Source organism: Pedobacter sp. PLR (assembly GCF_026239675.1).
Taxonomy (GTDB): Bacteria; Bacteroidota; Bacteroidia; order Sphingobacteriales; family Sphingobacteriaceae; genus Pedobacter.
The window spans coordinates 323,697-337,132 of sequence record NZ_JAPIVQ010000005.1 but is presented as its reverse complement, the minus strand read 5'-3'; the positions used below and the strand labels follow the sequence as shown (position 1 = coordinate 337,132).

Here is a 13,436-nt window from a genome sequence, read left to right as displayed (position 1 = left end):
AAAAAACGGAAAAAAATCCCTGGAAATTCTTGTTTCAAAAATATTAAACGTTAATTAGACGTTTAATATTCGCTATGACAACAACCAAATATGTTATCGGTATTGATTACGGTTCTGACTCCGTCAGATCAGTAATCGTTGACGCCAGGACGGGATCTGAGGTCTCCTCCTCTGTCCATTACTACAGAAGGTGGCAGCAGGGCCTTTTCTGCGACCCTTCAAACAATCAGTTCAGACAGCATCCGCTGGATTACCTGGAAGGGCTGGAAATCACCATTAAAGATTGTATTGAAAAAGCAGGCGGAAAGCACATTGCTGAGGCCATTAAAGGGATTTCTGTCGATACCACTGGTTCTAGTCCTGTCGCCGTAGATCAGCATGGAACTCCGCTGGCGCTCATCCCTGGTTTTGAAGAAAACCCGAACGCCATGTTTGTCCTCTGGAAAGACCATACCGCAGTTAAAGAGGCTGCGCAGATCAATGCGCACGCTACAAAATTTGATACGAATTACCTGAAATATGTAGGCAGTATCTATTCTTCGGAATGGTTCTGGGCCAAGCTACTCCATGTGTTAAGGGCAGATGAGCAGGTCAATGCTGCCTGCCACTCCTGGGTGGAGCATTGCGATTGGATTCCATTTGTACTGACCGGTGGCAGTAACATCCGCGAGATGAAAAGGAGCCGCTGTGCAGCCGGTCATAAAGCTTTATGGGCGGAAGAATTTGACGGCCTGCCCCCAAATGAATTTTTCGCTACCCTGGATCCTTTGTTAGATGGATTTACATCCCGTTTATTCACAGAAACTTATACTTCAGACCAATCCGCAGGAACTTTAAGTCCGGAATGGGCGAAGCGCTTAGGACTGAATACATCCGTGGTGATTGGCGTTGGTGCATTTGATGCACATATGGGTGCTGTTGGCGGACAAATTGAACCTTACCACCTCAGTAAAATAATGGGTACTTCTACTTGTGACATTCTCATTGCCCCTACTGCAGATATTGAAGGTAAACTGATCAAGGGTATCTGCGGACAAGTCAACGGCTCGGTGATCCCCGGCATGGTTGGTCTGGAAGCCGGTCAATCTGCTTTTGGTGATACTTATGCCTGGTTTAAAAGCATACTGGCCTGGCCGGTAAAACGGCTCCTGGCTGATTCCGCTATTATCGATGCCAGCACAGCAAAAGCACTCGAAGAAGAAATGCTGGATAAAATCATCCCTGAACTTAGCAAACAGGCAGCTTTACTACCAAATCATCTGGATGATGAACTGGGTATCGACTGGTTAAACGGCAGAAGAACACCTGATGCCAATCAGGAATTAAAAGGCGCTTTATTCCAGCTGGATCTGGGTACCGATGCCCCGGCGATCTTTAAGGCTCTGGCAGAATCCACCTGCTTTGGTGCTAAAAACATTGTTGACCGCTTTATTTCAGAAGGTATCCCGGTTAAAGGAATTATTGGAATCGGCGGCGTCGCCAAAAAATCTCCTTTTGTGATGCAAATGATGGCCGATGTGTTAAACATGCCAATCCGTATTCACCAGTTCAGTCATACTTGTGCTTTGGGTGCAGCGATGTTCGCTGCTGTTGCAGCCGGCATCTATCCGACCATCGAAGACGCTATGGAAGCAATGGGCAGCGGCTTTGACGCGGAATACCATCCAAATCCCGCAAATCTGGACTATTACGCCACACGTTTTCTTCGCTATAAATCATTGGGTGATTACCTGGAGCAAAACACCATCAGTACTCCTGAAAAAGTGCAATCCCAGCCTCAATTAACCTAAAAACAATAAGAGCTCATGAATCCATATCAAGAAATAAAGGAAGAAGCTTATGCTGCAAATATGCAGCTACCGAAGCTGGGACTGGTACTTTTCACCTTTGGAAATGTAAGTGCTGCCGACCGCAACCTTGGTGTTTTTGCGATCAAACCAAGTGGAGTGCCTTATGACCAACTCTCCCCTTCCAACATGGTCATCGTTGATTTTGATGGAAATACGGTAGAAGGGGATTTAAGGCCATCATCAGACACGCGGACACATGCTGTACTTTACAAGAACTGGGATGACATATCCGGCATTGTCCACACCCATTCTACCTATGCCACAGCGTGGGCACAGGCACAAATGGACATTCCGATTTTCGGTACCACCCATGCGGATCACCTGACCTGTGATATCCCTTGTGCTCCGGCCATGAGCGATGAAATGATTGCCGGAAATTATGAATATGAAACCGGTTTCCAGATTATCAACCACTTTAAAAGTCTCGGCTTAAGTTATAAAGAAGCAGAGATGATTTTAGTGGGCAACCACGCTCCTTTTACCTGGGCTAAAACCGCAGAGAAAGCCGTTTACAACAGCGCTGTACTGGAAACGGTAGCACAAATGGCACTATTAACAAGACAAATTAACCCTGCTGCTCCAAATTTAAAAGATGCGCTGATCAAGAAGCATTTCGAACGCAAACACGGAGTAAACAGCTATTACGGACAATAATTTAGCACACAAAATCATATGATAAATTTAAAAGAACTAGAAGTTTGGTTTATTACCGGCAGTCAGCATTTATACGGGGAAGAAACCTTAAATAAAGTTGCAGAACATGCTAAACAGGTGGCAGATTCGCTAAGCCAGTCATCGCAAATCCCTGTAAAAGTCGTTTACAAACCTGTAGTAAAAACTCCTGACGAGATATTTGAAACACTTCAGGCCTCCAATGCCGCGGCTAATTGTATCGGTGTCATCACCTGGATGCATACTTTTTCCCCTGCAAAGATGTGGATCAGAGGACTGAATATCCTGCAAAAACCACTGTTACACCTGCATACTCAATTTAACCGAGATATTCCATGGAATACCATCGATATGGATTTCATGAACCTGAATCAAAGTGCCCACGGCGACCGTGAATTTGGGTTTATCGTTTCGAGAATGCGTAAAGACCGCAAAGTTGTTGTAGGTCACTGGCAAGATAAAGAAGTATTGGAACAGATCAATACCTGGACCAGAGCAGCTGCCGGCTGGCACGATTGGCAGGGTGCTAAATTTGCCCGTTTTGGAGACAACATGCGCTATGTAGCAGTAACTGACGGGGATAAAGTGGAGGCCGAAATGAAATTTGGTTTTTCGGTAAACACTTATGGTATCGGCGATCTTGTGGCCCTGATCGATAGCATTGAGGAAGAAGCTATTCAGGAATTGCTGGAAGTCTATGAACAGAACTATACGCTGGATACGGAGTTACTGCATGGCGGCGCGAAACGTGCTTCCGTTTATGAAGCGGCAAAGATTGAATTGGGCTTACGAAAGTTCCTTACGGAAGGAGATTTCAAAGGTTTTACCGACACTTTTGAAGATTTACATGGTATGATCCAGTTGCCGGGTATTGCTGCGCAACGTCTGATGGCAGATGGTTACGGTTTTGCTGGTGAGGGCGACTGGAAAACAGCGGCACTGGTGAGAGCCTGCAAGGTAATGGGTGCTGGTTTGGCCGGTGGCAATGCTTTTATGGAAGATTACACTTACCATTTTGATCCGGAAAACTCCATGGTACTGGGCTCTCATATGCTGGAAGTTGATGCTTCTTTAGCCAAAGGAAAAGCCAGCCTTGAGGTACATCCACTTGGAATTGGTGGCAAATCGGATCCCGCCCGTCTGGTGTTTAATGTTGCCGGAGGTCCGGCTCTAAATGCTTCATTAATCGATATGGGCAACCGTTTCCGCCTGTTGGTAAATGAGGTTGAAGCTGTGGAAGCCAGTCAGGATTTACCGAATTTACCGGTGGCCAGGGTGTTATGGAAACCGCTTCCTGATATGAAAACAGGTTGTGCAGCATGGATTTATGCCGGTGGTGCCCATCATACCGCTTACAGTCAGAATCTGAGCAGTGCACATTTACTGGATTTTGCAAACATTGCCGGTCTTGAATACCTGAATATCGGTGCTGAGACCAATCTGAATCACTTCAGAAATGAACTGCACTGGAATGAAGTTTACTACAAATAAACGACCAACCTAACCAAATATATTTTATGAATAACAGTTTAGTAACTACAGATTATGTAGTTTTCATCATCTACTTCCTCTTGGTATCCAGTTATGGATATTACATCTACCGCAAGCGTAGAAAGGGAGAACATGATGCAAAAGCTTTCTTTCTGGCCGAGGGGACGCTTACCTGGTGGGCTATCGGCGCTTCATTAATTGCCTCTAACATCTCCGCGGAGCAGTTTATCGGCATGAGCGGGGAAGGTTTCTTTCTGGGAATAGCTGTCGCTGCCTATGAATGGATCGCCGCCATTGCCCTAATCATTGTGGCCGTTTGGTTTATCCCGGTATACCTTAAAAACAAAATCTATACCATGCCGCAATTCTTAAAGACGCGGTATAATGAGCCTGTGGCCTTGATTATGGCCGTTTTCTGGTTGTTTTTATATGTTTTTGTCAACCTGACCTCTATTCTTTATCTGGGCGCTGTAGCCATTAACGGCCTCACCGGAGGCGATTACCTGCATGTCATTATGATCGGCCTTGCCGTATTTGCATTGATGATTTCGCTCGGCGGGATGAAAGTTGTGGCCTATACTGATGTGATTCAGGTAGCGGTCTTGATTTTTGGTGGTCTGGTGACCACTTATATCGCACTTACCGTGGTTGGGGAGAAATTTGGCGCTGGTAGTAATGCCATTGCCGGATTCAATATCCTCATGGAACAGGCTCCTGAGCATTTTAAAATGATCATACCTAAACCTACTGCCAGCTCTACCCAGAATGAGATCAGCAAATACCTGACTTTCCCCGGAATGGCGTCTTATGTTGCCGGTATCTGGATCATCAACCTGAATTACTGGGGTTGCAATCAATACATTACACAAAGAGCATTAGGTGCAGACCTGCAAACAGCCAGAACAGGTATTCTTTTTGCCGGTTTCTTAAAGTTGCTGATGCCACTAATCGTGATGTTACCAGGTATTGCCGCTTACGTTTTGTACAAAGGCGGTCATTTACCTCAACTTATCGGTGGAAAAGACGGCGCGTATTCCGCAGTATTAACCTTCCTCCCTGTCGGTTTAAAAGGCTTATCTGTGGCGGCATTAACCGCAGCAATTGTAGCTTCACTGGCTGGTAAAGTGAATAGTATTTCTACCATTTTTACGCTTGATATTTATGCGAAATATTTCCACAGGGAGACCAGCGAAAGGAAGCTTGTCTTTGTTGGAAGAGCGACGGTATTTGTGGCCATGATCCTGGCCGTACTCTTTACCTGGAATGATTTGCTGGGTATCGGTGGTGCGGGTGGATTTACTTTTATTCAGAAGTACACCGGCTTTATTAGTCCGGGGGTTTTCGCCATGTTTATTCTGGGTATGTTCTGGAAGAGAACCACAGGAAGCGCCGCAATTGCAGGTGTGTTGTCCGGATTTCTATTTTCCGTGTTTTTCAACGAGCTCGCCCCGAAGCTATTAGGCAATGATACTTTTCTATATACTGCCTATCCAAATGGCGCTGGTGCTTATGAGATCCCTTTCCATATCTGTATGGGTCTTTCCTTCGGATTTACAATGCTCATCATGATACTGATGAGTTTAGCAGGACCGAAAGTCAATCCAAAAGCATTTGAACTGGACAAGGGGATGTTTAAAGTAAGCAACTCTACCATGGTGCTGATTATGCTTACCCTGCTAATCATAATGGCGCTTTATGTGAAGTTCTGGTAAATAGAATTATTCCACTAACAATTTTAAAATATGGCCCAAATTGAATTTCATTTCCAATTCAATTTGGGCCTTTCAAATATTTCGGCAAATCCCGGCCATTAAACCACTGTAATGCTAGCTTTTTAAGATTTTAAACTAAAAATATTCTTCTAATTTCAGGAAGGTTTCCCTGGCAGGTGTTCCAGTTTCTCTTTTAAAACACGGTATTCTTTTTCCCGGTGCCGGAAAGCTTTGGTTTCGATAACTCCCTCCGCAAAGTCCATCCTTTTCTGCTCATAATCCGCAGCAACCTGATCAAAGCGAGCTTTAATAACATTGTATTTTGCTGTATCTGCTGTTTCTGATTCGCTTTCCGGAGCACCGTTGAGATTGCCCGCATGGGCACTATCAGAGATTAATTTTTCATTTGAAGATTTAAAGCATACATAAACTTCCATTTGCGCGGTCATCTTCCATCCTTCGTAAAGCGGGATAAAACAGCTACCATCTGCTCTTTTAGCAGCGTTTAGGAAGGTACTTGCCTGTTTTTTTGTAGGGTGACTGATCACCACCATCAGGATATCATCTTCGCCTGCATTATTCAAAATACCGGAATCCCAGCTTAGATTCAGGCCATCTGTCCCTTTACTAATTTGCAGATCCACTGGCTTTTCCAATGTTCCGCGACTGAGGATTACTTTGTTATAATCGACTTTAATATTAGGGTATTCGCCGGTTAAAGCTTGTTTTTTATTATAAGAGGTGGCAAGATTGTGTGGATTTTTAAGGGTCCCTTCCGCTTCCAGCTTAAAACTGACATTGATAAAATCCTTCATCGGTTTCAGCACTTCCATGGTCACCGACATCGCCTGTCGGTTTCCGAGTTGTTTGGTGCTCGGTTTTCCAGGTTTACCAATGAGGCGACATATCAGTTGCCCATTTAACATATAGAAAACCGTGTTTCCTATTTTTCCCGAAGGGGCCCCAAAAGGACCTACAGTACATTTAGCCATGATTAAGAGGTTAATTTGCCAGAGTTGACAGCAACTAAAATACTGATAAACAAGTGGATAATTTAAGATTATTCTATAATGACGTTATATTTTTCAGTAACATTTCAATAGCTTGATTCAAGCCATAGACATCCTTCGCAGGCAATTTAACCAGTCAGGGCCCTGGCAACCTACTTGGAAAATCCTTATAAAAATTACAATAATATAACGTCATCTTAGCGTATCTACTTCCGTTCTTCGATTTAGATTAGTATTTAAGTCGCGCCTGTTCAGTAGTTAAATAGTAGCTATGCCCCAATTTCCATTTTTAAAATCGCTCAACTCAAAATCATCAAGCAGACAGTTCTCCAAAAGATGCTGAAGTGTTTCCTTATTGAGCTGCTGACCGATGAATACCATTTCATTTAAACGGTCTCCATAGTTTTTATCCCATTTTTCTTCAATGATCATTCTATTTTCTACGAAATCCGCATAAGTAATACGTTCCTGAAATGACATACTGCACCACCATACTCCCGCATCTTCCAATCTGGAAGAACCACCAGCCTGAGAAAAATTTTGCGCATCATTAGGCCGGTCGGCTGTCCAGAACAAGCCTTTAGACCTGATGATATTGGGAGGAAATTCGTTTTGCAGAAAATGCATCAACTTTTTGGGATGAAATGGCCGCTGATCTCTGAATACCATGGAGCTGATGCCATAGGCCTCCGTTTCAGGTTGATGAATACTATTTAACTCTTTGATCCAGCCTGCTGATTCAGAAGCTGAATTAAAATCAAACAGACCTGTATTCAACAGCTCTTTGGGATCCACTCTGGAAAACAAGCTTTCAATGATTTTGGCTTCTGGATTTAATTTATGGAGGACAGCCTTTAACAGGTTTAGTTCATCCGTTGTCACCAGGTCCTTTTTGTTCAATACAATTACATTGGCAAACTCGATTTGATCAGTCAGCAGGTTTACAATCGTCCGCTCATCCCCTTCCATATCGGTAAGGGCTCTGTCTTTCAATAATTCCAAAGAACCGAAATCTTTGTAAAAGTTAAAGCAATCGACTACGGTCACCATCGTATCTACATAACTGAATCGGGAAAGGTCTATTCCGTTTTCCTCATCAATAAAGGAAAAGGTTTGCGCGACCGGGATCGGCTCAGAAATTCCGGTACTTTCAATTAACAGATAATCGAAGCGATTTTCTCTGGCGAGTTTTTCAACTTCTATCATTAAATCTTCACGGAGCGTACAACAGATGCAGCCGTTGCTCATTTCAACTAGTTTTTCTTCCGTTCTGGAGAGCGCTCCCTCATTCTTCACAGCCTGAGCATCGATATTCACTTCGCTCATATCATTCACAATAACGGCCACCCTCAGGTTTTCCTTGTTGTGGAGGATATAATTTAACAGGGTGGTTTTGCCGCTTCCCAGGAAGCCGCTAAGTACAGTAACGGGTAGTTTCTTTAAATTCATTCAAATGCAATTAAGTTGCAAGTATAAGTTTTTAGATTTACTAAAGCAACTTAATTGCATTTGAATGAATTTCCATGAATCTTTACCGGATCAACAATTTAGCGCTTTGCCACCAGATAGCTGCCAACTTCCTTACCGGAATCATCAACCATACTAACTTGAATTTGCTTATTAGTTGCTTTAATCTTTGTCAAGGTCCTAAATCCATCCTTAGGTCCACCCCCAATAATAATGGGATAGTTGTTCAATTTTTTATCAGGTTGGTGAACTATATATTTATGGGTATGCCCGCTTAATACCAGGTCTACTTTTCCGCGGTTCATGATCGGTTCAAATAGTTTTGTACAATGAACAGCCCCATGAGCATCCCCTGAATAACGGGGAGGAATGTGCATCATCACCACACGAAATGGCGCATTTTTAAACTCCTTGCGGTTAATTTCATTTTCCAGCCATACCGCTTGTGCCTCCCTGTATTGATCAAAATCTACAATGCCCGCATATACAGGATGTGAATCTTCCTTGTCTTCTCCTGTGTCCAGAATCACAAAACGAACAGGCCCTAGTGTGAATGCTGTATTCCCGACCTGATCAAAATATTCAGGAAAATCACGTGCAAATTTACCTCTGGTTTCATGATTTCCACGGACATATACAAAAGGGATACTTCTGGCAAAGTAATCTACACAGGGTTGCAGCATATTATTTATGATCTGTTGTTCATCAGCCTGGTAGTCGAAGATATCTCCGTTAAAGAAAATAAAATCACGTTTATTTCCCTTATCCAGATCCAAAAGTCGGGGGATAGATTTTGGCCGGTCATGAAGATCATTTAACATCAGGAAGGAAACTTCCTCTTTTGAAGGGTCTGTATTTAAGAAACTTTCGGTATTGCCGGAAATGGTATCACCGTAAGTCATTTTGTAAGGCTGAAAATCTTTAATTTCCTTAGAGACAATTTTATAATGATAGGTCATGCCTGGCTTCAGATGTTCCAGTTTAACGCAGTTTAACCGGCCTGCAGGTTTAAAACCCATCTCGCTTTTACCGTATGCTTTTTTATCCAGCTGATCGGGAGAAAGACCATATTCCACCCAGCTGGAACTGTCTTTACTGGTAATCCATAAAATGGAAATGCTATTGCCAAAATTAGTCTGTAAATAAGGGCCGGTGATAATTTTAAATTCCTCAGATTGATCAGGGACGGGACTGGAAATCACCCTTTCCGGGTTTAATAACGTTAGTCCACCAAGGACAAGTCCACCCTTCAGAAAGCTTCTTCTGTTTTCTTTCAATAAATTCTCTTTCATGCGGTTTGGTTGGTTAAAGGTTGTTATGGTACTGTTATAATTTAGGATTTACCCTGTTTGTCCGTAACAATGCTAATTATAAATAACTATGATTACAAATCATCTTGAAATGCAACCGTTTGCGTATTAAAAATAATATTTAATTCCATTATAGCTTTGTGAACAAGGTTAGGAATCCGGCAATACTGGTGATGAAAAACAATTAAGTTCTATATATTAGATTATTAATTCTCCCATAAATCAACAGGTATGAACTCCATTAAAATTACATCATTGGCCTTATTAATAATGCTGCAATTCGTGGCTTGTAAACAGTCCGGCAGAATTCAGGTGATCGACCTTGATGAAAACGTTAAAACTGCTGGCATCGCTAAAAATTTAACGAAGGGCACCAACAACATTGATTTTTGTAAGCTTATAAATGTTGACTGGGATTTGATCTGGATCATCACACCATATGCAGCTCCGGCTCAGATAGATAAAATCAAAGCAGAAAATTTTTCAGCTATAAAAAGCTGGGTTTTGACCGTTTCCGCTGGAGATCAATACGTTCAGTTAATTGTATTGAAACAAAATAAAGTTGTTGCTTATGGTAAGTTAAGCAGACTCCCTTTGGACTTAGGAAATCTGCGTAGACCTGATGGTTCATTGGCTTCTATATCAAAAGAAAATTGCGGTCATTTTATGAGCTCTGATAAGATTGGGCGTCCTGGTTATTCTTTAGAAATTGACAGCGCAAAACTTTGAGGTCCGGTAACACGCCGGACTGCAGCCACACTTAGCGCCGATAACAAACACAGGACAGCAATTACTATAAAAATGCTGTTTGTATCACCTGTAACATCAATTGCATAACCGAGCAGGGGTTCGCCAAAAGCAGCAAAAAGATAGCCTATCATGTTCATAAAACCTATTCCGGTACCGGTAAGACTGCTTCCAAGTAAGTCCGGACTTAAAGGCCAGAAACAGGCCTGTGGTCCATAGACAAAGAAACCTGCCAGCAACATCAATCCACCGCCCAACCACAGGTTATCACTGGGAGATATGTAGACCAATACTGCTATTACTGCACTGACCAGCATCCCAAAAGAAATCGCCTTTATTCTGTCCTTTCTGAACAGGCTGTCGGAAAGCATGCCGAATGTAAGGGCACCCGCAGCCATTCCCACAGGTAATAAAAAGGTAACCCATAAGTTTCCCGGATTGTCCTTCCAGTTGTTACCAAGGTAATGAACAGGAACCCAGAAAATAAGCCCATAACGTGCCATACTCTCAAATCCAAATCCCAGACAGGCGATCATGAATTTTTTATTTCGCAATACCATGCGGTACTGATCTTTCCAGTTCATTACCGGTGCTACCGGAGCATCAGGGTCTGCTTTAACAATTGGTTTATCTCTTGCGAGGATCAAGAATACGGTGGCAGATATCAGCAATAAGAGTACAGGTAATCTAAAGAGCATACGCCATTCATAGCCTTGTTGTAATAAAACAATGGAGATCAGGTAGGTTAACATGGAGGACATTCCAGCTGCCATGGTATAGAATCCAAAGGCTTTCCCACGTTCTCTTTCATTCCACCAGTTGTTGATCAACTTTGCACCCGGTGCCCAGGCCATCGACTGAAAATAACCATTGCATGCCCAAAGAATCATGATCATTGTAGTGCTACTGGAGAAGCTGATGGCAATATTTGTCATAATAGACAAGTATGCGCCCAGGGTAACCATCAACCTTGCGCTAAATCTATCGGCCAGATTTCCGTTGATCAATTGCCCTAAGGAATAGCCGATCAGCATGGAGAAACTAATCCAGCCTATAGTGGTATATGGGATATTTAAATCAGCTGCCATTCCCATTGCAGCCCAGCCGAAATTATGTCTTCCGGTATAGAAAAACAGGTAACAGAACATGGTAACCAGCAGCATTTTCCATTGCTGTGCCCTATATTTTCTATCCATTGGTATGGTCTGTTTGTTGGTTTAGATGAATGCCCACCCGCAGTGGTTTATGCGCTACGGCATATTGAAATGCTTCATTTGTCTCTAAAAGGCTAAACTCTTTTGATACTACTTTTTCAAAAGGAAAGACCTGATGGTTTCTATTGATAAAGTCTACCGCATAGACAAAGTCTTCAAAATTATAATTGTGCAGGCCTTTGATGGTAATCAATCTGCGAACAACAGATTCCGCGTCAATCTGTACTTTTCGGGTATTAAATACAGCCCCTATCCATACTGCTATTCCTCCTGTTGCAAGTGTATCCAGACTATTTTCCATCGCATCAGCGGAGCCACTCATGTCGAATGCAATGTCAATTCCTCCGGGTAGTTTAACCGCGGAATCTGCCAGCAAATGGGTTTCATTTGCACCAAAACCGGTTGCTTGTTCCAGACGCTGCGCATTGATATCGGCCACATGGATAAATTTAGCGCCGGCATCTTTGCACATTGCTGCGCACACCATCCCTAGTAATCCGGTACCTGTAATGAGTATTGTTTTCTCTTTTAGGGTACCTGCAAGTCTTAAAGCCCCTGCAACTGTAGCAACAGCACAGTTTATAATGGCTGCAACAGGCAAAGGAACTTCTTTTGAAATTCCAAGGACAGCAGTACCAGGTTTAAGGATACAATGGGTTGATAATCCGCCGTGAAGTGCATCTTCAGCAGTAACCTGTGCATGGCCATATTTAAAAAGCCGTTCTCCTTTTTGAGGCATTCCTGCCTTGGACATCAGAGAATCCGGATCAGAAGAAAAGATGCTCCAGGTTACTCTATCGCCAGGATTCAGTTTATTTCCCAGGTGATCTGTTTGCGGGTGATCCTCAGAAAATGAGATGATTTCCCCAACAATTTCATGTCCCAAAACGGTAGGCACCTTTTCCTGACGCAATCCACAGTACGTATGCAGATCGCTACCGCAGATAGAAGTGTATAGGTTTTTAACGAGTACCTCCCCTGATTTTAAATCAGGGATGGTCTGTTCCTGTAAAGACATCGGTTCCCCTTGTCCAATAAATACCATTAGCTTCGCTTTCATTAATTTTCTTTTAAAATGTAATTGATCAGCAGGAAATGCCGAAGATCGCTATATCTTCTATTAATCGATTAGTGGTAAGAGTTCAATTAGGTTATTGATGATTTTATCGGGATTAGCTGTCTGAAGTTGGGTAGCTGTATGTGCGCCTGTGGTGATCCCGATACTGAGTCCGCAACCTGCATTCTGCCCCTCTTCGATATCAATTGTTGAATCTCCGACTTTAACGACACTGCTGCTATCTGTAATATTGAATCGTTTCATTGCAAACTCAATCATATCCGGATCAGGCCTGTTGCCAGCAACATCAGAAGCGGTAACCAGTGCATCGAAGTCTACTCCTTCTTTCCATCCAAGTTTTTCAATAATTGAACTTGCCGTAGCACGGTCATAACCTGTGTTGAGCACAGCTAGTATTTTCCTTTCTTTAAGCGCTGAAAAGATTGCAGTGGCATTTGGTTGAGGCAAGATCTCTTCCCTGGCATAGGCATCGGTAAGGGTAATGATAAATTCATCATAAATCTTTGAGATCAGTTCTTCATCATTGATTCCTGCGTAAGTGGAAAGTACAGAACGGATGGCCTGCCTTTTTTCTTTACCAGCAGCCATGGCAAGTACTTCATCAAGACTGAAGTCAAAGCCAGCATCATTGATTGCATTTCTGAGTGTTTTGTAAACCAGATTGTCTTCATTCACTGTGGTTCCAGCCATATCAAAAACCACCATTGCTATTTTATTTTCTTTCATATTCGAAATTTAGATTAGTATATAATTGTTCCATGTAAAGCGCTATTATTTGTAAACAATGTTTAGCAAAACTAAACTTTATTTAAGTAACCACCGCTAGAATTGTGTTAAATTTGTGTTAAATCATCTATATATCAGGAGCCATAAAAGAACTAAATG

At 42.6% G+C, this 13,436-nt stretch carries 11 protein-coding genes; 5 read left to right on the top strand and 6 right to left on the bottom strand.

Going from position 1 to position 13,436, the window contains the following annotated elements:
- Positions 1 to 74 precede the first annotated feature (74 nt).
- Genes OQX61_RS14520 through OQX61_RS14505 form a run of 4 tightly spaced genes read left to right on the top strand, consistent with a single transcriptional unit; the run spans position 75 to position 5,725 of the window.
- Positions 75 to 1,790 carry a ribulokinase gene (locus tag OQX61_RS14520; protein WP_265842476.1) on the top strand — a complete coding sequence of 572 codons (1,716 nt, stop codon included), beginning with the start codon at positions 75 to 77 and terminating at the stop codon, positions 1,788 to 1,790.
- Between the two features lie 15 nt (positions 1,791 to 1,805).
- Positions 1,806 to 2,504 carry an L-ribulose-5-phosphate 4-epimerase gene (locus OQX61_RS14515; RefSeq protein WP_265842475.1) on the top strand — a complete coding sequence of 233 codons (699 nt, stop codon included), beginning with the start codon at positions 1,806 to 1,808 and terminating at the stop codon, positions 2,502 to 2,504.
- Positions 2,505 to 2,522: 18 nt separating this feature from the next.
- Complete coding sequence (gene araA / locus OQX61_RS14510; protein WP_265842474.1) at positions 2,523 to 4,013, top strand: L-arabinose isomerase; 1,491 nt, start codon at positions 2,523 to 2,525, stop codon at positions 4,011 to 4,013.
- A gap of 26 nt (positions 4,014 to 4,039) precedes the next feature.
- Complete coding sequence (locus OQX61_RS14505) at positions 4,040 to 5,725, top strand: sodium/sugar symporter (RefSeq protein ID WP_265842473.1); 1,686 nt, start codon at positions 4,040 to 4,042, stop codon at positions 5,723 to 5,725.
- 155 nt (positions 5,726 to 5,880) lie between these two features.
- Here OQX61_RS14505 and OQX61_RS14500 read toward each other — a convergent pair whose 3' ends face one another.
- The 3 genes from OQX61_RS14500 to OQX61_RS14490 all read right to left on the bottom strand — a co-directional run bounded on the left by OQX61_RS14500 (position 5,881) and on the right by OQX61_RS14490 (position 9,494).
- A complete protein-coding gene (locus tag OQX61_RS14500) occupies positions 5,881 to 6,717 on the bottom strand; it encodes a DUF6266 family protein (RefSeq protein WP_265842472.1) in 837 nt (278 codons plus the stop codon).
- A 276-nt stretch (positions 6,718 to 6,993) separates the two neighbouring features.
- Positions 6,994 to 8,184 carry a GTP-binding protein gene (locus OQX61_RS14495; RefSeq protein ID WP_265842471.1) on the bottom strand — a complete coding sequence of 397 codons (1,191 nt, stop codon included), beginning with the start codon at positions 8,182 to 8,184 and terminating at the stop codon, positions 6,994 to 6,996.
- A gap of 98 nt (positions 8,185 to 8,282) precedes the next feature.
- Positions 8,283 to 9,494 carry a metallophosphoesterase gene (locus OQX61_RS14490; RefSeq protein ID WP_265842470.1) on the bottom strand — a complete coding sequence of 404 codons (1,212 nt, stop codon included), beginning with the start codon at positions 9,492 to 9,494 and terminating at the stop codon, positions 8,283 to 8,285.
- Positions 9,495 to 9,743: 249 nt separating this feature from the next.
- On the opposite strand from OQX61_RS14490, the gene OQX61_RS14485 reads away from it, so the two are divergent.
- Complete coding sequence (locus OQX61_RS14485) at positions 9,744 to 10,241, top strand: hypothetical protein (RefSeq protein ID WP_265842469.1); 498 nt, start codon at positions 9,744 to 9,746, stop codon at positions 10,239 to 10,241.
- Here OQX61_RS14485 and OQX61_RS14480 read toward each other — a convergent pair.
- Genes OQX61_RS14480 through OQX61_RS14470 form a run of 3 tightly spaced genes read right to left on the bottom strand, consistent with a single transcriptional unit; the run spans position 10,208 to position 13,277 of the window.
- Positions 10,208 to 11,455 carry an MFS transporter gene (locus OQX61_RS14480; RefSeq protein WP_265842468.1) on the bottom strand — a complete coding sequence of 416 codons (1,248 nt, stop codon included), beginning with the start codon at positions 11,453 to 11,455 and terminating at the stop codon, positions 10,208 to 10,210. The two genes, OQX61_RS14485 and OQX61_RS14480, sit on opposite strands and share 34 nt — an antisense overlap.
- Positions 11,448 to 12,533 (bottom strand): zinc-binding dehydrogenase, encoded by a 1,086-nt coding sequence (locus tag OQX61_RS14475; RefSeq protein ID WP_265842467.1) that lies wholly within the window; start codon positions 12,531 to 12,533, stop codon positions 11,448 to 11,450. Before OQX61_RS14475 ends, OQX61_RS14480 begins: the two co-directional genes overlap by 8 nt.
- Before the next feature lie 60 nt (positions 12,534 to 12,593).
- Positions 12,594 to 13,277 (bottom strand): phosphonatase-like hydrolase, encoded by a 684-nt coding sequence (locus OQX61_RS14470; protein ID WP_265842465.1) that lies wholly within the window; start codon positions 13,275 to 13,277, stop codon positions 12,594 to 12,596.
- Between the last annotated feature and the right edge of the window lie 159 nt (positions 13,278 to 13,436).

Coding starts and splice junctions, on each gene's coding strand:
- OQX61_RS14515 (WP_265842475.1), top strand. CDS start 1,806: ATGAATCCATATCAAGAAATAAAGGAAGAAGCTTATGCTGCAAATATG.
- OQX61_RS14500 (WP_265842472.1), bottom strand. CDS start 6,717: ATGGCTAAATGTACTGTAGGTCCTTTTGGGGCCCCTTCGGGAAAAATA.
- OQX61_RS14495 (WP_265842471.1), bottom strand. CDS start 8,184: ATGAATTTAAAGAAACTACCCGTTACTGTACTTAGCGGCTTCCTGGGA.
- OQX61_RS14470 (WP_265842465.1), bottom strand. CDS start 13,277: ATGAAAGAAAATAAAATAGCAATGGTGGTTTTTGATATGGCTGGAACC.
- OQX61_RS14520 (WP_265842476.1), top strand. CDS start 75: ATGACAACAACCAAATATGTTATCGGTATTGATTACGGTTCTGACTCC.
- OQX61_RS14485 (WP_265842469.1), top strand. CDS start 9,744: ATGAACTCCATTAAAATTACATCATTGGCCTTATTAATAATGCTGCAA.
- OQX61_RS14475 (WP_265842467.1), bottom strand. CDS start 12,533: ATGAAAGCGAAGCTAATGGTATTTATTGGACAAGGGGAACCGATGTCT.
- OQX61_RS14480 (WP_265842468.1), bottom strand. CDS start 11,455: ATGGATAGAAAATATAGGGCACAGCAATGGAAAATGCTGCTGGTTACC.
- OQX61_RS14505 (WP_265842473.1), top strand. CDS start 4,040: ATGAATAACAGTTTAGTAACTACAGATTATGTAGTTTTCATCATCTAC.
- araA (WP_265842474.1), top strand. CDS start 2,523: ATGATAAATTTAAAAGAACTAGAAGTTTGGTTTATTACCGGCAGTCAG.
- OQX61_RS14490 (WP_265842470.1), bottom strand. CDS start 9,494: ATGAAAGAGAATTTATTGAAAGAAAACAGAAGAAGCTTTCTGAAGGGT.